General features: G+C 63.5%; 17 protein-coding genes. 10 read left to right on the top strand and 7 right to left on the bottom strand.

All coding sequences use genetic code 11. The annotated features are described in order from the left end of the window. Window positions 1-7: 7 nt before the first annotated feature. Together Q7T36_RS16025 and Q7T36_RS16020 are read right to left on the bottom strand one after the other, a co-directional pair. A complete protein-coding gene (locus tag Q7T36_RS16025) occupies window positions 8-610 on the bottom strand; it encodes a hypothetical protein (protein ID WP_304850966.1) in 603 nt (200 codons plus the stop codon). 11 nt (window positions 611-621) lie between these two features. After that, on the bottom strand, window positions 622-1,266 hold the full coding sequence (locus Q7T36_RS16020; protein ID WP_304850963.1) for an NAD(P)H-binding protein: 645 nt from the start codon (window positions 1,264-1,266) through the stop codon (window positions 622-624). Between the two features lie 155 nt (window positions 1,267-1,421). Between Q7T36_RS16020 and Q7T36_RS16015 the strand changes: the two genes are divergently transcribed. The 5 genes from Q7T36_RS16015 (at window position 1,422) to Q7T36_RS15995 (ending at window position 5,597) form a co-directional block, all read left to right on the top strand. Continuing rightward, the gene (locus Q7T36_RS16015) at window positions 1,422-1,748 is read left to right on the top strand and encodes a hypothetical protein (RefSeq protein ID WP_304850960.1); all 327 of its coding nucleotides are present in this window, start codon (window positions 1,422-1,424) and stop codon (window positions 1,746-1,748) included. A gap of 105 nt (window positions 1,749-1,853) precedes the next feature. After that, window positions 1,854-3,092: a 2Fe-2S iron-sulfur cluster-binding protein gene (locus tag Q7T36_RS16010; protein ID WP_304850957.1), complete on the top strand. Its 1,239-nt coding sequence runs from the start codon at window positions 1,854-1,856 to the stop codon at window positions 3,090-3,092. Window positions 3,093-3,094: 2 nt separating this feature from the next. Further along, window positions 3,095-3,670 (top strand): hypothetical protein, encoded by a 576-nt coding sequence (locus tag Q7T36_RS16005; RefSeq protein WP_304850955.1) that lies wholly within the window; start codon window positions 3,095-3,097, stop codon window positions 3,668-3,670. After that, the gene (locus tag Q7T36_RS16000) at window positions 3,667-4,389 is read left to right on the top strand and encodes a hypothetical protein (protein ID WP_304850952.1); all 723 of its coding nucleotides are present in this window, start codon (window positions 3,667-3,669) and stop codon (window positions 4,387-4,389) included. Before Q7T36_RS16005 ends, Q7T36_RS16000 begins: the two co-directional genes overlap by 4 nt. Window positions 4,390-4,391: 2 nt before the next feature. After that, window positions 4,392-5,597: an MFS transporter gene (locus Q7T36_RS15995; protein ID WP_304850949.1), complete on the top strand. Its 1,206-nt coding sequence runs from the start codon at window positions 4,392-4,394 to the stop codon at window positions 5,595-5,597. Window positions 5,598-5,669: 72 nt separating this feature from the next. Here the strand turns inward: Q7T36_RS15995 and Q7T36_RS15990 are convergent, their stop codons facing one another. The 4 genes from Q7T36_RS15990 to Q7T36_RS15975 all read right to left on the bottom strand — a co-directional run bounded on the left by Q7T36_RS15990 (window position 5,670) and on the right by Q7T36_RS15975 (window position 9,629). Further along, window positions 5,670-5,873 (bottom strand): hypothetical protein, encoded by a 204-nt coding sequence (locus Q7T36_RS15990; RefSeq protein WP_304850946.1) that lies wholly within the window; start codon window positions 5,871-5,873, stop codon window positions 5,670-5,672. A 411-nt stretch (window positions 5,874-6,284) separates the two neighbouring features. Then, window positions 6,285-8,522 (bottom strand): fatty acid desaturase, encoded by a 2,238-nt coding sequence (locus Q7T36_RS15985; protein ID WP_304850943.1) that lies wholly within the window; start codon window positions 8,520-8,522, stop codon window positions 6,285-6,287. 1 nt (window position 8,523) lies between these two features. Then, window positions 8,524-9,123: a TetR/AcrR family transcriptional regulator gene (locus Q7T36_RS15980; protein ID WP_304850940.1), complete on the bottom strand. Its 600-nt coding sequence runs from the start codon at window positions 9,121-9,123 to the stop codon at window positions 8,524-8,526. Between the two features lie 155 nt (window positions 9,124-9,278). After that, a complete protein-coding gene (locus Q7T36_RS15975) occupies window positions 9,279-9,629 on the bottom strand; it encodes a hypothetical protein (protein ID WP_304850937.1) in 351 nt (116 codons plus the stop codon). A 149-nt stretch (window positions 9,630-9,778) separates the two neighbouring features. Between Q7T36_RS15975 and hrpB the strand changes: the two genes are divergently transcribed. The 3 genes from hrpB (at window position 9,779) to Q7T36_RS15960 (ending at window position 12,998) form a co-directional block, all read left to right on the top strand. Further along, window positions 9,779-12,256: an ATP-dependent helicase HrpB gene (hrpB, locus tag Q7T36_RS15970; protein ID WP_304850934.1), complete on the top strand. Its 2,478-nt coding sequence runs from the start codon at window positions 9,779-9,781 to the stop codon at window positions 12,254-12,256. An 80-nt stretch (window positions 12,257-12,336) separates the two neighbouring features. After that, the gene (locus Q7T36_RS15965) at window positions 12,337-12,588 is read left to right on the top strand and encodes a type II toxin-antitoxin system Phd/YefM family antitoxin (RefSeq protein ID WP_304850931.1); all 252 of its coding nucleotides are present in this window, start codon (window positions 12,337-12,339) and stop codon (window positions 12,586-12,588) included. Beyond that, window positions 12,585-12,998 (top strand): type II toxin-antitoxin system VapC family toxin, encoded by a 414-nt coding sequence (locus Q7T36_RS15960; RefSeq protein ID WP_304850928.1) that lies wholly within the window; start codon window positions 12,585-12,587, stop codon window positions 12,996-12,998. Before Q7T36_RS15965 ends, Q7T36_RS15960 begins: the two co-directional genes overlap by 4 nt. A gap of 22 nt (window positions 12,999-13,020) precedes the next feature. On the opposite strand, the gene Q7T36_RS15955 is transcribed toward Q7T36_RS15960, so the two are convergent. Then, window positions 13,021-13,428, bottom strand: a complete 408-nt coding sequence (locus Q7T36_RS15955; protein WP_304850925.1) for a DUF1330 domain-containing protein — start codon at window positions 13,426-13,428, stop codon at window positions 13,021-13,023. Window positions 13,429-13,623: 195 nt separating this feature from the next. On the opposite strand from Q7T36_RS15955, the gene Q7T36_RS15950 reads away from it, so the two are divergent. Both Q7T36_RS15950 and plsB read left to right on the top strand, forming a co-directional pair. After that, window positions 13,624-14,427, top strand: coding sequence for an enoyl-CoA hydratase/isomerase family protein (locus tag Q7T36_RS15950; protein WP_304850922.1), 804 nt, complete (start codon window positions 13,624-13,626; stop codon window positions 14,425-14,427). Window positions 14,428-14,517: 90 nt separating this feature from the next. Beyond that, window positions 14,518-16,980 (top strand): glycerol-3-phosphate 1-O-acyltransferase PlsB, encoded by a 2,463-nt coding sequence (plsB, locus tag Q7T36_RS15945; protein WP_304851631.1) that lies wholly within the window; start codon window positions 14,518-14,520, stop codon window positions 16,978-16,980. Window positions 16,981-17,008 lie beyond the last annotated feature (28 nt).

The following is a 17,008-nucleotide window of genomic DNA, read 5'->3' as shown; positions in this document are numbered from 1 at the left end:
ACGTAACTTAATTATCCCAATCATCCCAGCAACTTTGGGCTTGAAAATCCATGAAGTTGACGGGTGTCAAACCTTCAGCCCGCGTTTTCAGCACTGGCCGAGGCAGAGGGTCAATATCTGAAAATTCAACCTTGATGCTCCAAAGTTGCCATTGGCTGGCATGATCTGAATATCGGAACGTCGTCACCTGATGGCATTTGCCATGACTGCCTGCCCACTGGTGAATACTGAAACGACCTTTTGCGATGTCTATTCCACCGAAAGGATCACCTTGCGCACCTCCGCAAGCCTCGCAGGGTATAGCATGATCGTTACGCGCGACTATACGCAGAATGCCTTTTCCATCATTGATTACCAGCAAGACAGGCCTTGTAATATCCGGATCAACAGCACTGGCAGCGGATGTATTGATCGGTCCCAGCACTAGCAGGTAGTCCGATATACCGTTTCCATCCAGATCTCCTGTTGTAATAAAATCCAGCTTGAAACCTGAGGGTATAAGGTTGGAAAGTCCCTTCGGCAAATTTGTCCTGGATGACGCAACTGCAAGGGGTTCGGTAGTCATCAGCAACGTCCAAACCAATGCAAAGTGAATGATGAATTTGGGCATGTAGCTGACCATCAGCCTTGCAGGCGCTCTGACTCAATGACCTGTTCCCCCGGCTGCCCCGCCAGCACCCCTTCCAGCAGCGCCCGCGCAATCGCCTCCGGCTTCACCGCCCGGTAGCGCGCCGGAATCAACGGCTTGAACAGTCCCATCGCGACCAGGCCGAATTCCTCGCCCAGCCGCGACTCGCTCCGTTTGGCATCAATCAGTGACGGTCGCACAATCACGTAGGTTGCATAGCCCAGCGCCCGGATGCCCTGTTCCGCCTCGGCCTTGGTCTTCAGGTAGAAGTTGCCGGTGAGACTGGCCCCCAGCGAGGAATTCAACGCCAACCGCGTGGCCCCGGCCGCCCGTGCCTGCGTTGCCACCCTCACCGCCAGATCCCGGTCAATGGCGGCGAAGGCGGCCTTCGAACCGGCCACCTTGATGGTGGTGCCCAGCGTGCAGATCACGGCATCCACCGCCCACCATGGAGCCTCGGTGGGCAGGGCGGAAAAATCCACCACCGGGTTTTGCAACTTGGGGTGCGGCGGCAGCGGACGGCGGGTCAGCGCCACCACTTGCTGCACGCGGGCGTCGGCCAGCGCCAGCCGCAGGACTTCCTGGCCAACAACGCCGGTGCTGCCGACCAGCAGCAGGCGCAGGGTGGGTGATGTCATGGTGAACTCCGGTGATGGGGGAAAGGGGATTCAGCGCTTGCAACCCCGGATAATGGCCTACCGCTGCGATCCGCGCCAGCCTATTGCCGAATCACTCAACCGGGTCAATACTTTCCCGGTGTTTCACCCTCAAAGAATCCGATAAAGGACCGCCCATGAACAATTCCTGGAAAGCCGCCGAAGCCGTGTTCGGCATTCGTCCCCGCCTCAACGAACTCAAGGGGCGGAAAGTACGCAACCGCCGCCCGATGCTGCTGGTGCCGCTGCATGAACCGGCGGAGGGAGAGCCGTCGGCCTTGACCATCGTGGCCGGGCGGGTGGGATTCATCAGCGGCCTGGATGACGGGGATATCCTGCTGGCGCTGCCTCGCAACCCCAACTCCGCTCCCGCCGACCTCACCGCGCTGCAGCGCATCGGCTCTTATCAGGTGCTGCGCATCAAGTGGACGACCTTCGAAAGCCAGTTCGACGTGGCGGGCTGAGGCCTCTTCCCGGTCATTACCGCAATGATGATGGCAACTTTCGGCAAATAGGCGTAAAAATAGTATGGAATTAATCATGATCCATCCCTGAGGAGGGGGAGCCTTGTGACTTCGTTGTCTCTGACGTTATGGATTGTGCTGGCCGTGGCGCTGCAGCTGGCGGTCTGGCTGGGATATAGCTTCTGGCAGCACTGGCTGGCGCATCAAGCCCTGCACCGCCAGGCCCTGGGTCTGCAACTGCCCGAAGCCGTCCCTGCGCCTGATCAGACGGCCCCCCCGCCCGCATGGCCCGGCCTCCGGCCGTTCCGGGTGCAACGCAAGGTCATGGAGGATGAGGCAAACTCGGTGTGTTCGTTTTACCTGGTTGCCGAAGACGGCCAAGCCCTGCCACCGTTCCTGCCCGGGCAATACCTGACTTTCCACCTGGATGCCGGTGCAGAGGCGGCGGCTCCGCTGATTCGTTGCTATTCCCTGTCCGATTCTCCCCGGCCTGATCATTATCGTGTTTCCATCAAGCGGGTGCCCGGCGCGGACGGTCATCCTCCAGGGCGGTCATCCTGTTTTTTTCATGACCACGTGCAACCGGGCAGCCTGTTGCAGGTGCGTGCGCCCTCCGGGCATTTTTTCCTCGACCGGCGTGACGAGCCGGTAGTGCTGATTGGCGGCGGCATTGGCATTACCCCGATGCTGAGCATGCTGGAGTGGTGCCTGACTGAACAACCGGGACGCGAAGTCTGGTTGTTCTATGGCGTGAGGAACGGGCGCGAGATGGTGATGGCGTCGCGGCTGGCGGAATTGGCCGCCGCCCACCCCGGCTTGCGGTTGTGGCGGTGCTTCAGTGATCCCCGGCCGGAAGACGTGGCCGGTCGTGATTATGAACACCGGGGACGGGTGGATATCCCGCTGCTGCGACTGCACTTGTCGCTGAAGCCGCATCAATTCTACCTCTGCGGTCCCGGAGCGATGATGGAGTGCCTGGTGGCCGGGCTGGCTGATTGGGGCGTGGCGGATGAACGTGTCCATTTTGAAGCCTTCGGACCGGCCTCGGTGCGTCGCCCGGCGGTGCAGGCGGTTGCAGGGGAAGCGGTTGTTGTCCGGGTGAATTTCGCCCGTTCCGGCAAGCAGCTGCTTTGGCAACCGGGCGCCGGCAGTCTGCTGGAATTTGCGGAGGCCAACGGAATTGGTGTTGACTCCGGCTGTCGGGCCGGCGGCTGTGGCGCCTGCCAGACTGTTATCGCCGACGGTGAGGTCAGCTATGAGCAAAAACCGGATTATGACCCCGAACCCGGCTCCTGCCTGCTCTGTGTCTGCACCCCCAAGACCGACCTGATCCTGGAGGCCTGACCATGACTTCGTTATGGCGTCATCATGTGCTGCCCTTCGCGCTGCTGCTGGGCCTGCTGGCGGCGGCCACCCTGGCCGGAGACTATCTGTTGCACCGGCTGAACCTGGTCTGGGTGGGGCGTTATCTGGGCATTCCCGGCACGCTGCTGATCATGGCTTCCCTGGCCTATTCCCTGCGCAAGCGGAAGTACATCGCTTCCGGCAACCTGAAGTCGATGCTGAAATTCCACGAAATTGCCGCCTGGCTGGGTTCGTGGATGGTGTTGCTGCATGCCGGTATCCACTTCAATGCCATCCTGCCCTGGCTGGCCACGGCGGCCATGGGTGTCAACGTGGTCAGCGGCATGGTCGGCAAGTTGCTGCTGGAGCGTTCGCGCCGCCATGTACAGGCGCAGCGCGAACGTTTCCAGTTGCGGGGCCTGTCACGCGTGGCCGTGGATGATGCCGTGTTCTGGGATGCCGTGACCCTGGATGCCATGGCGAAGTGGCGCAAGATCCACATTCCCATCTTCTTCATTTTCGTGATTCTGGGGCTGGGCCATATCGTCAGCATCTTCCTGTTCTGGGGTTGGTCATGAAGCGCTTGGTGATATGGGTTCTGGCCGTCAATATCGGTATTCTGGCGCTGCTGGTGTTTGTCTACCCGCAACTGATGGTCAGCCCCGGCAAGCTGGTGCCCGCGCATCATGCGCTGGAAACGGACTGTTTTGCCTGCCATACCCCGTTCCTGGGGGCGCAGGCCGACCGCTGCATGAGTTGCCACAAACCCGCCGACATTGGCCGCCTCACCAGCACCGGCGCACCGCTGGCGAAGCCCCTCAGCCCCATTCCCTTCCACCAGAAGCTGATCAGCCAGGACTGCATGGCCTGTCACAGCGACCATACCGGTGTCCGCCGTTTCCGGCAGCAGGGCCGTTTCAACCATGCCCTGCTGCAGCCGCAGACATTACAGCAGTGCCAGACCTGCCACACCGCCCCCCGGGACAACCTGCACCGGCAAATCAGCGGCAGTTGCAACCAGTGTCACACCCAGGAGCGCTGGACACCGGCCACCTTCGACCATAACCGCTACTTCGTGCTGGATCGTGACCACAATGTGCCGTGCGCCACCTGCCATGTGCGCAATAATTATCGCACCTATACCTGTTATGGCTGTCACGAGCATACCCCGGCCAATATCCGCAACGAGCACGAGGAAGAGGGCATCCGCAACTTCGAGGATTGTGCGGAGTGCCACCGGGGTGCGGATGAAGGCGATAGGCGGGGTGGTGAAGGCGGTGGGGAAGGGGATGATTGATCATGGGGTCCGATGATCCTTCTTCCCCCCAACCCGGTGTGCACCCCGATATCCTGAAGCTGGGGCTGGTCAGTTTCCTGACCGACCTCAGTTCCGAAATCATCTTTTCCGTCTTCGCCATTTTTTTCACCACCGTGGCGGGGGCGTCGGCGGCCTTGCTGGGGCTGATCGAGGGGCTGGCCGACCTGTCCGCCTCCTCACTGAATTACCTGTCCGGCTGGCTCAGCGACCGCAGCGGCAAGCGCAAGATCTTTACGATTGCCGGTTACGGTTTTTCGACGCTGGCCAAGATCATCCTGCTGGTTTCCAGCTCGGTGACCGGTCTGGCCGTCTTCCGGGTCATTGAGCGGCTGGGCAAAAGCTTTCGCGGTCCGCCGCGTGACGCCTGGCTGTCCGCTGTCGCCGCACAGGGCAACCGGGGTTACGCCTTTGGCGTGCACAAGGCGCTGGACAAATCCGGGGCGGTGCTGGGGCCGTTGCTGGCTTATGCGCTGCTGTCGTGGCTGGGCGAGGGCATGGCCACGTATCAGGTGTTGTTCTGGGTGGCGATGGTTCCCGCCGTACTCAGCATCGGCGTGCTGGCGATGGTGGAAGACAAGCCGGGCAAGCCGCATGAGCGCGAGAACCTGTTTGCCACCTGGGGCACGCTCAGCCCGGCCTTCAAGCGTTATCTGGTCAGCTCCGGCATTTTCTCGCTGGCCTATTTCAGTTTCAGCTTCCTGTTGCTGCGCGCCTACAGCGTCGGTTTTGCGGTGAAGGATATTGTGCTGCTGTATGCACTGTTCAACATCGCCTGCGTGGTGACCGCGCCGCTGATCGGCAAGATCAGCGACCGGGTGGGCCGGGCGCGCATGATCATGCTGGGTTACCTGACTTACATGCTGATGTGTCTGGGTTTCGCCGTCGCCACCACCCAGGCGGAGATCATTGCCCTGTTCGTGATGTTCGGCGTGTTCTATGCCATTGATGAAGCCCAGAGCAAGGCTTTCATTGCTGATCTGGAACAGGACCGTCGCGCTTCCGCCATGGGCATGTACAACTTCGTGACCGGTATGCTGTACCTGCCGGCGTCGCTGGTGGCGGGGGCCTTGTGGCTGTTGCATCCGGCGGCGGCGTTCCTGCTGGCGGCGGCGCTGGCGCTGGTTGCGCTGGCGGTGTTCCTGCGTCTGCGGCCGGACCGGGATCTCCGGATCGTGTCCGGACATTGAACAGGGGGATCAATAAAAGAAAAGGGCCGGATGTCAGCGTCCGGCCTGTGATGCGGCAACGTCAGGTTTTCTTCAGTGCGGAACGTGCTTGATGAATTCCTGCATTTGCCGGGTGACGATGATCGTGACCGGGACCGAGAGCACAAAACCCAGCGCTACCGAAATGATCATTCCCTGTGAGTTTTCATAACCCATGGCCAAGGCGGCCGTGATCAGGGAACCTGCCAATACGACGAAAACGAGAGCAAACAAAGCCGCAGCCAAACGCCAGTTCATGATGATATCTCCACAGAACAAATAAGGTCTTTGAGATAGTTATACACCCACCCGTATGCTTTGTGAAGTGCTTATTTTTCATCCTGAACAAGAATCGTTCTTATTGTTTTTTAAGGAAATATTTGAGGAAAACAGTCGGGTTTAACGGAGGGAGTGGCGAGGTATTTCCGGGGTTACATTAACCTTATGAAATTTATGGTAATTGTCGGCAGCCTGTCGATATTGCCGCACGGCTGTTATGCCGGGGGCATTCTCAAAACAAGAATCAGCAGGGTAAAGTATGTTGGGAGGCAGGTTATAGGGTGTCGCGGTATTGGCGATGGTTCTTCATCAGCTCAGAATATCGTGCCTCTGGCACCCGGATTGGTGCGGGTGCCGGAGTACACTTTTTCCATCAAGCGTTTGCTGAGCTCAGATGTCGAGTTCGACGTCTGAGCGCGGCAGGCTGTTGCACATCGTGATGCGCACCAGCGGAATGTCTGCCTGCGCGTCCTCTTGGGTGACGCCGTTGATCTTGGTGCAGACACAGGCCTTGCACAGGCCGCGTTCACAACCGGTGGGAACATGGATGCCCGCCTGGCGTGAGGCCTCCAGCAGCGTGGTGGCGCCGTCGACCGTGACCTTCAGCCCGGAACGCACGAAGTGGATGCTGTGCTGCCGGCCATCGCTTTTCGGGCGCACCAGCGTCGGCAGGGTGAAGCTTTCGGTGTGGAAGCGCGCCTCGGGCAGCCCCATCGCCAGCAGATGCCCTTGCACCGCCCCGATCATGCCCGGCGGGGCGCAGACATAGATATCCGCCTCCGCCAGCGAGCCGATGCACTCCTCCAGCAAGGCCTGTGACAGCCTGGCCTGCACCAGTTCACGCCGCGACGCAGGCGCCTGGTCGCAGATCAGGTGCAGCTTGAGCCCGGTCTGCATTTCCAGGACGCGCAACTCCTGCTCGAAGATGATGGAGGCCGGATCGCGGTTGAAATACAGCAGCGTGGCTTCGGTATTGGGTGCTTCGCGGTGCAGCTTGCGGATCATGCTGATGATGGGCGTAATGCCGACGCCGCCGGCAATGAAGACGGGGCGCTGCGGCAGGGCTTTCATGATGAAGCTGCCGTCACTTTGCGGCCCCCCCACCAGTGTCAGATACGATCCCTTGCGCACGCGGTCATTGATCGCATTCGAGACCCGCCCCCCTTGCACCCGCTTCACCGTGATGTCCAGGGTGTTGCCGCCGCGGCTGTCGGTGGTGAGGCTGTACTGGCGCACCAGGTCCTCGCCGTCCACCGGCACCCGCACCGAGATGAAGGCCCCCGCGTCCCAGTGGACCTCATCCCAGCCGAAGGGTTTTTCCAGCGTCAGGGTCAGGGCCTGGCCACCGGCGGCGGGCGTGGCCGCCAGCACCTTCGCCGGCACGTTGAAGTAACCAGGCGCCTTGAAATAAGTGGTCGGCGTCGGGCTGCGATAGCGCAGGCCGTTCAGCACCCGCGAGACCAGCTCGCGCGGCTTCTTCAGCAGCAGGGAAGGACGATCCTGCTCGGCGGCGGTGACCGGCATCGCCCACCGGAAGAAATTGCGCAGGATCTCCGGGACAATCACCTCAAAGGTGGTGACGTTGTACGGCAGGCCGTGTTTCGCACAGAGTTCGCGCACCTTAGGCGCAATCTCACGCTGGCGGTTGCACGGCAGGTCGGGGAACAGGTGGTGCTCGATATGGGTGGTGAGACCGCCATAGAACACCTCGAACGAGGGTCGGTCGGGAAAGTCCACTTCCTCGGCCAGAATGCGCTCGAAGAAACTGTCCAGTTCCGGCATGGGCACGAAATTGGTGGTGCCCAGCAGTTGCCGCCGGAAATACCCGTCACGGGTTTCAGTGGGACCCGGATCCGGAAAGACCTCCACGTTGGGCGAGTGGTGTTCCAGCGCCAGGATCAGGAAGGTCAGGTCATAGCCGAGGGCGGTGCCCAGATAGTTGCCGACCAGGGTTTGCAGGAAGCGGGGACCGGCTTCCAGCGGCTCCTTCAGGTAATTCTGCAGGGCGTGCTTTTTGACCCGGTCAAAGGTGGCGCGGAAGGTGTCCAGGCTCAGCACCTTGCGGCCTTCCACACGCGCGGCGGAGGTCGCGGTGTAGAGGCTGAAATGGTAGACATGGAACAGCAGCACGGCCAGCACAGCGGGCTGTACGGCATGGTGACCATACCAGTTCTGCGTGGGATAGAGGCGCACGAAGGAATAGCCCAGGTCGTGGTCCTTGCCGACAATGTTGGTGAACGGGTGGTGATTCTGGTGGTGCATCACCTTCCATTCCCGGACATCGGTGACGAAATCCCACTGCCATTTATCCGAATGGAACTCGCCGACACCGGGCAGGTTGTCGAAGCTGCCATGCATGATGTTGTGGCCGAGCTCCGAGAACTCCAGCAGGACATGCATCATGTAGAGCGCGATGCCGCGCTTGAGCGCATCCGGCTTGCCGCCTTTCTGGATCAGCTCGCGGCTGCGGGCCTTGATGGCGCGCGAATAGGCGGCGACCTTGCGGATATGGGCCAGATCCTCGTCCCCCATTCGGGCGCGGGCCTCGTCATAGAGCGCCTGCAGGTCTTCCGCCAGGGTGGCGGCGCCTGCCTGTTCGATGGCGGCGGCGGCGGTGATTGAGCCCATGTCAGTGTCCTCTTTCCGGTTTAAGTTTGAAGAATTCTTCGATGAGGGGCATCACGGCATCTTCGGCGCCCCAATAGCGCTCGGCCTTGCTGCCCAAGGCGAGCCGGGTCAGTTCGCCCATGCAGATGTGAGTGATGACGGCGTGAACGGTTTCGCGGGAATGGTAACTGTGCGCACCGGCGCTCATGGCCAGCCCGGTAATCAGGTCCAGCAACTGCTGCAGTTGCTGTTTGAGCGCATCGTGGCTGTCTTCGCTCAGCAGTGCGTGCAGCATCACATTGGCGGTGCCGATCTGTTCTTCCTCGACCTGCCGGATCGCCAGCGTCACGCCGCGGATGGCGGCGGCATAATTGCCGTCGGCCAGGCGGAAGGCTTCCTGCGAGCGGATGGCGAGGAGCGTGGCGACCCGTTCGAAGAGGATGTCCATCAGGGCCTGCTTGGACGGGAAGTAGTACATCAGGGACGCACTGCGGATGCCGCAACGCGCCGCGATGTCTTCCAGACGCGCTGAAGCGCCGGTGACGGCGAATTCTTCGCAGGCGGCGTTCAGGATCAGTTCGCGGGTGTCGGGGGCGCCGGCAATTTTCTTCGGTCTGGCCATGGGGCGGCTCTGCATGAATTAATCTAATGGAAATTAGATTAATTCATGCAGAGCGGATTGGCAATGTCTGCGCGGGTGGCGTTCGTCGGAACATGGCTTCGGGACGGACCTGCAGGAGGCCGGGTGACAGCCCCGGCCGATGCTCCTGTGCCGACTCAGCCGTCATCACCGGATGACAGGAATTCACCCGAGGCGCAGTCGATGCAGCGCCAGCCGTTTTCCCGGCATAGCGCCTGGATTTTGGGAATCACGTCCGGTCCGGCGCGGACATGCAGCATCAGGCTGTCGGCCGGGTCTTCATCGCCCAGGTTGAATTCAATGGAATCCCATTCGGTTTCCCAGCGGCCCCAGCCGGGGTCGCTCCAGTCGGTGTCCGGAAAGTGGCGGCTGACCAAGGTATGCACGTCGGCAAGGCTGCCCAGCGGCAGCAGCGGTTCGTCGTCGGCGATCGTGTCGGCGGTGGTGACGGGGCGGGCGAAGTGGAAAAGGGTGAGGTCCCAGCTCATGGCGCTTCCTTGGCATTATCAGGTTTGCCGAGCTTAGGGGCGGCTTGTGCCCGGCTCAAGCGGTTTTGGCGCAGGTAAGACTATAATGCCGGCCAGATTTTCCTTCCGGCCGCTCCGGAATGGCTATTGCGAACCCCCGAGCCTTGCCCATGACCCTGCCGATCGACGCCGTTCTGCCATCCCTGCTTGCCACGCTGGAAGCCGCGAACGCCGCTGTCTTGCAAGCTCCGCCCGGTACCGGCAAGACCACCCGCGTGCCGCTGGCTTTGTTGAATGCGGCCTTCCTTGGCAACCGCAAAATCGTGATGCTGGAGCCCCGTCGCCTGGCCGCCCGTTCCGCCGCCCGCTACATGGCCGCCTTGCTGGGCGAGGAGGCCGGTCACACCGTCGGTTACCGCACCCGCCTCGACACCCGCGTCTCTGCCGCGACCCGCATCGAAGTGGTCACCGAGGGGATTCTCAGCCGCCTTTTGCAGGCGGACGAAGAACTGCAGGACTACGGCGTGGTCATCTTTGATGAATTCCACGAACGCTCGCTGCAGGCCGACCTCGGGCTGGCGCTGGTGCGTGAATGCCAGCAGGTGCTGCGCGAGGACCTGCGTGTACTGGTGATGTCCGCGACGCTGGACGCCGCCCCCATCGCCCGCCTGCTGGGCGATGCGCCGGTGCTGCGCTGTCCGGGGCAGATGCACCCGGTGGAGGTCCGCTACAGCCCGCCCGGCCGCACGCCGTGGCTGGATCATCTGGCACAGGTGGTGCGGCAGGCGGCGGCGGCGGAAAGCGGATCGCTGCTGGTGTTCCTGCCTGGCGAGGGGGAAATCAAGCGATTGGCCGAGCGTCTCGACGGCGGCCTGCCTGACGACATGCAGCTGGCCCCGCTGTACGGTCAGCTGGCGGGCGAGGCGCAGGATTTTGCCATTGCCCCGCCGCCCGCCGGGGTGCGCAAGCTGGTGCTGGCCACCGCCATTGCCGAAACCAGCCTGACCATTGAAGGCGTGCGCGTGGTGATCGACGCCGGTTTCCTGCGTGCGCCGGAATACGATCCCGGCAGCGCCATGACCCGGCTGGTGACACGCCGCCTGGCCGCCGCCAACGCCGAGCAGCGCAAGGGCCGCGCCGGGCGATTGGGCCCCGGTGTCTGCATCCGGCTGTGGAGCGAGGAAGAGAACAGCCGCCTTGCGCCCTTCGCCACCCCGGAAATTGCGCAGGCCGACCTGTGCGACACCGTGCTGGAGCTGGCGCAATGGGGCGTGTCCGATCCTGCCACGATGGCCTGGCTGGACGTGCCGCCTGCCTCCGCCTGGGCGCAGGCGGTGCAGTTGCTGCAACTGCTGGACGCGCTGGATGCCAAGTGCGGCATCACCGCCCATGGTCGCGCCATGCTCAAGCTGGGACTGACTCCGCGCTTGGCGCACATGGTGCTGCGCGGGCGGGAAAAGGGATTGGGGGAACTGGCCGCCGACCTCGCAGCGCTGTTGTCTGAACGGGATTTGCTGCCCAAAGGTCACGGCGCTGACCTGCACGACCGGCTGCTGCTGGTGCAGGGCGAACAGGCGCCGGGAGGGGTCGATCGCGGTCGCCTGAAACTGGTGCGCGAAAGCGCGCGCCGCTTGTATGAACGCGGCGGCGGTTCGCGTGAACGTGGGGATAGCGAGGCTGCCGGACTGCTGCTGGCCCTGGCCTTTCCCGACCGCGTGGCGCAGCGGCGGCCGGGCGGACCGGCGCGCTACGTGCTGGCCAACGGACGCGGTGCCTTCCTCCCCGACGAGGACCGGCTGGCGCGCGAGCCGTGGCTGGTGGTGGCCGATCTGGACGGGCAGGCGCGGGAGGCGAAAATCTATCTGGCGGCGACCGTGCGCGTGAGTGATCTGGAAGACGTGTTGGGCGGGGCGATCCATCGCGAGGAATTCGTCAGCTGGGACGCCGTCACGCAGTCGGTGCAGGCGCGTGAGCAGCGGGTGCTGGGCGCGCTGGTGCTGGAAGACCGGCCACTGGCCTCGGCCTCGCCGGAGCGGGTGAGGGGCGTGCTGGTGCAGGCGGTGCGGGAAGCGGGGGTGGGCATGCTGCCGTGGACGGATGGGCTGCGGCAGTGGCAGGCGCGGGTGGGGCGGCTGCATGCACTGGAGCCGGAAGCCTGGCCGGATGTCAGCGACACGGCGCTGGCGGACACTTTCGGTGAGTGGGCCGGGCCGTGGCTGGACGGGGTGACGCGCTTCAGTCATCTGGCGAAATTTCCGCTGCACGAGGCGCTGACGGCCTTGCTGGACTGGCAGCAGCAGCAGGCGCTGGACCGCGAGCTACCGACGCACCTGACCGTGCCCACCGGCTCACGCATCGCCATCGACTACACGGCCGACCCCAGCCCGGTGCTGGCGGTCAAGTTGCAGGAGATGTTCGGGCTGATGGAGACGCCGCGACTGGCGGGCGGGCGGGTGCCGCTGACCATCCACCTGCTTTCGCCGGCGCAGCGGCCGGTGGCGGTGACGCAGGACTTGGCCAGCTTCTGGGCCAATGCTTATGGTGAGGTTCGCAAGGATTTGCGCGGTCGTTATCCCAAGCATCCGTGGCCGGAGGACCCGTTCACGGCGGTGGCGCAGCGGGGGGTGAAGCATCCGAGGCGGGGGTGAGGGGCTGCAAAGGATGGATTGAATAACGCGTGTTGGTCATGGATAATGGTCAGACTAGTCAGACCATGATGGTGACCCTTATGTCCACCTGGCAACTTCAGGAAGCCAAAAGCCGCTTCAGCGAGCTCGTCAAGCAGGCTGTCAGTGACGGCCCGCAGGACATCACCGTGCGCGGAGAAGCCGTCGCCGTGCTGCTCTCCCGCGCCGACTACCTGCATCTCACCCGCCCCAAGCCCCGCTTCCTGGACTTCATGCAGCAATCGCCTTTTCAGGATGATGATCTAGCGTCACTGCAACGCGACCCCTCACTGACCCGCGAGGTCGACCTGTGAGCTACCTGCTGGATACCAACGTCCTGTCCGAAGCCGTTCGCAAGCAGCCTGATCCCCGTGTTCGAGACTGGCTGGCGCGCACCCCTGATGAACTGCTGTATGTCAGCGTGCTGACGCTGGGCGAACTACGCAAAGGCATCGAAATGACGACCGATCCCGCGCGACGGGAACGGCTGCGGCAATGGCTGGAGGCTGACTTGCCAGATTGGTTCGGGGACCGGGTTTTGCCCGTTGATGCTGGCGTGGCGGACCGGTGGGGCCGGATGTGCGCGACGATCGGCCGCCCGGTTCCGGCGATTGACAGCCTGCTGGCTGCCACCGCGCTGCGGCATGATCTCCGGTTGGTGACCCGCAACATCCGGGATTTCGAGATACCGGGTTTGACGGTGGTGAATCCTTGGGAGGCATGAATTTCCCAGGGTCATGGGTCGTTTACAGCGAGTGCCCCTGCACTGTCGCAATCAGCCGCGCATCCTCCAGCGCCGCCGTCCGGTGCTTGCTCGCCTCCCGGAAATCCGGCGACGCCATCATCCCCATGAACACCTGAATCGACGGATAACGCACCAGCAGCACTTCATCCCAGCTTTCCTCCGGCGGCGCAATCACCGAGCCCTTGGCGTCACCCATGAAAATGACCTCGGCCCCGATCTCCGCCAGCTTCACCAGCGCCACTTCGGAATAACGGCGGTAAGCCTCGCGGCCGGACCAGGCGGCCGGCCCGTCCTTGTAATGCGCCACTTCGCGAAAACGCAGCAGGTTGACCATCACCACCGGCGTGTCGAGGGGAATACCGGCGAAGATAGCGGGCAGGCGTTGCGGGTCGGGATTGATGGTTTTCATGGTTATGGGGTCCTGGGGGTGGGCAAGTGGCGACCGTCTTGACCGGCGACGGCGCTGTTTTCCCCAAAGGTATCACCCTCATGCGCAGGCGAACAGTCGGAGGAATTCCCGAATTCAAATTGAATGCAAGTAAATGCTTGCAATATGATGCGTCCCAGTCAAGCCAATTTCCCTGAGCCGCCCTGGAGGCCGTTAATGAACGAAACGATGGATGTGGGTTATGAGCAACACGGTGGGGTGGCGGTCATTACGCTCAACCGGCCAAAGTCGCTGAACGCGTTTGACCAGGATCTGGCGGCGGCGCTGGCCGCCGCCCTGGTGAGAGCCGGGTCGGACGAGACCGTCCGGTCGGTGCTGCTGCGCGCTGAGGGACCGTTTTTCTGCGCCGGCGGTGACGTCAAGCGCTTCCGGGCCTGGCAGGCGGACAGTCAGGACGACCGCGAGGCGGCCTATGGGGCGTTGATTGATGCCGTTCATGGGGTTGTTGAGCGTCTGAACGCGCTGCGTGTGCCGGTGGTGGCGGTGGTGCAGGGCGGTGCTTCGGGTTTTGGCATCGGCCTGATGGCGGCCTGTGATTTTGTGCTGGCGGCGGACAATGCACGTTTCCACATGGCTTATCTGGATCTGGGCGCCCCGCCGGACGGCGGCGCCACCTGGTGGCTGCCCCGGTTGATGGGACTGCGCCGGGCGCGGGAACTGATCTTGCTGTCGGAGTCCTTTGCGGCGGCGGAGGCGGTGCGGCTGGACCTGGTGAACCGCACCCTGCCGCCGGAGCGGCTGGATACCGACGGGCTGGAGCTGGCGCAACGGCTGGCGGCGGGACCCACGCAGGCCTATGCCCGGGTGAAGGCCCTGCTGGCGGATTCCGGCGACCGGTCGCTGCCGCAGCAACTGGCGGCGGAACAGGCCGCTTTCGTGGCAAACACCCGGACGGCGGATTTTGCCGAAGGACTGACGGCTTTTGGCGAGAAGCGCCCGCCCCGGTTTAACGGTTGCTGAGCGATTGTCCGCCCAACCACATTGAAACCGAGCACCAACCCGGTCCATCATGGCCCCTGTTCTCCGGATCGTACGAGGTGAGGGGCCTTGATGAGGAAACGCGTGCAACAATGGTTGTCCCGCCAGATTCAGGATGCCGGTCGTCCGGCGCTGGCCGCTTGGTCGACGCCGACGCTGGACCCGCTGCCGCTGGCAGGTCTGCAACTCGATCCGCACCGGCCGGTGTGCTATGTGCTGCACCAGCCCTCGTGGTCCAACCGTTGGCTGGCGGAGCAGGAAATCGAGCGCCTCGGCCTGCCGCCGCTGGCGCTGCCCATCGATTGCCCCGTCCTGCGCGAAGCCGATTCCTGTCTGGTGCTCACTGACCCGGCGCTGGATGAGGAATCCGACGCCAATCCCTATCCCCCCCGGCTGCAGCGCCTGGCCGCCGCCGTGCTGGCCAATGAAAATCTCGATGTGCAACTGGTGCCGGTCTCGGTATTCTGGGGCCGCTCACCGGATGACGAATCCTCCATCCTGCGCCTGCTGACCCGTGACACCTGGGGGCTGGCCGGGCCGCTGATGCAACTGGGCACCGTCGCCCTCAATGGCAAGCAGTCGCTGGTGCGCTTCGGCCAGCCGATGTCACTGCGGCAACTCTGCCGTCCCGGCCTGACCGAAGCGGCGCTGACGCAAAAGGCGGCGCGTATCCTGCGCGTGCACTTCCGCCGCCAGCGCGAGCTGGTGCTAGGGCCGGACCTCTCGCACCAGCGCAACCTGATGCCGCAAATCCTGCGTTCGCCAGCCGTCCGCCATGCCATGCAGCAGCAGGAGACCGACAAGTGGCAATCGCCGGTCGAGGTCCGCCGTCAGGCCCGCAGCTATGTGCGCGAGATCGCCGCCGACTACGCCGCCCCGGTCATCCGCGCCCTGGAGCTGGGGCTGGACTGGTTTCTGGCCAAACAGTACGACGGCATCGAGGTGCGGAATTTCGAGCGCGTCAGCGAGGTCAGCCAGGACTGCCGCCTGGTCTATGTCCCCTGCCACCGCAGCCAGCTGGACGGCCTGCTGGTGGGCTACAGTGTCATCAAGCGCGGCCTGATGCCGCCGCACAGCGCCGCCGGGATCAATCTGGATGTGCCGGTGATCGGCCAAGTGATGCGGCGCAGCGGCGCTTTCTTCCTGCGCCGTTCCTTCAAGGACAACCCGCTGTACGGCGCGGTGCTGACCGAGTACGTGCATGCCATGACGCAGGCGGGGTTCCCCGTCACCTATTACATTGAGGCCGGGCGCTCGCGCACCGGCTACCTGCTGCCGCCGCGCATGGGCATGCTGATGATGTCCGCCCGCAGCTACCTGCGCGACCACCGGCGGCCGCTTGCCTTTGTGCCCGCCTATATCGGCTATGAGCGCCTGATGGAGCGCGGCAGCTATGTCAGCGAGATGCAGGGCGCGGCCAAGAAAAAGGAATCCGTCACCGCGCTGCTGGCGACGCTGCGCCGGGCCCGCAAGGGTTATGGCAAGGTCTACCTCAACTTCGGCGAACCCATCCGGCTGGACACGCTGTTTGACGACGATTGCCCGGACTGGCGCGAGCGGCCGTGGGACGGCGTGCAATCGCCGGACTGGCTGTACCGCAGCGTCGGGCGGCTGGGGCAGCTGATCAACCGCCGCGTCAACGGCGCGATGGCGGTGAATCCGGTCAACCTGCTGAGCACCGCGCTGCTGGCCGCTCCCCGGCACACGCTGGAAGCGCCGCTGCTGACGGCGCAGATGGCGCTCTACCGGCAACTGGCGGCGGTGCAGCTGGGACCGGACGCCACCCTGACCGAACTGGACCCGGAAGGCATCGTGGCCTACGGCGAGGGACTGGGCGTGTTCCAGCGGGTGGCGCATCCAATGGGGGATTTGCTGGGTGTGCCGGAGGGTGAGGCGGTGTTCCTCAGCTATTTCCGCAACAATGTGCTGCCGGTGTTCATCCTGCCCGCGCTGATCGCCTGCGTGGTGCAGGCCAACCGTTCGCTGCCGCAGTCGGAGCTGGTGGAACTGGCGGTCGGCCTGTACCCCTATTTGCAGGCGGAGCTGTTCCTGTCCTGGCCGGTGGAGGAGATTCCGGCGCGCATCCAGGCCTTGCTGCCGGTGCTGGCGGAGGCCGGGTTGCTGGAGGCGGAGGGGCGCCGGGTGCTGGCTGCGGAAAACCATACCCCGGCGTATCGTCAGCTGAGCTTGCTGTCAGCTTGTGCGCGGCCGGTGCTGGAGCGTTATTACATCACCCTGTGTGTGCTGGCGCGGGCGGGCAGCGGGCGCTTGCAGGCGGCGCAGCTGGCGGAATCCTGTACCTTGCTGGCGCAGCGGCTGACCCTGTTATTTGAGGGCAATGCGCCGGACTTTTTTGATCCGGTGAGTTTCCGGCAATTCATTGCGACCTTGCAGGCGCTGGAGCTGGTGCAGGCGGATGCGGAGGGGAAGCTGGTGTTTGGTGCGGCGGTGACGGCGTCGGTGCGGACGGCGGATTGGGTGTTGCAGGCGGATACGCTGGCGGCGATCAGGCAGTTGGCGGGGGTGGAGGGATAGCACTGTAGGTCGGGCTTCAGCCCGACGA

The sequence above is a fragment of the Fluviicoccus sp. genome (assembly GCF_030646115.1).
In the GTDB taxonomy this organism is placed as follows: Bacteria; Pseudomonadota; Gammaproteobacteria; order Pseudomonadales; family Moraxellaceae; genus Fluviicoccus.
Note: the sequence above shows the minus strand (reverse complement) of the source record. Positions and strands in the feature narration are given on the sequence as shown.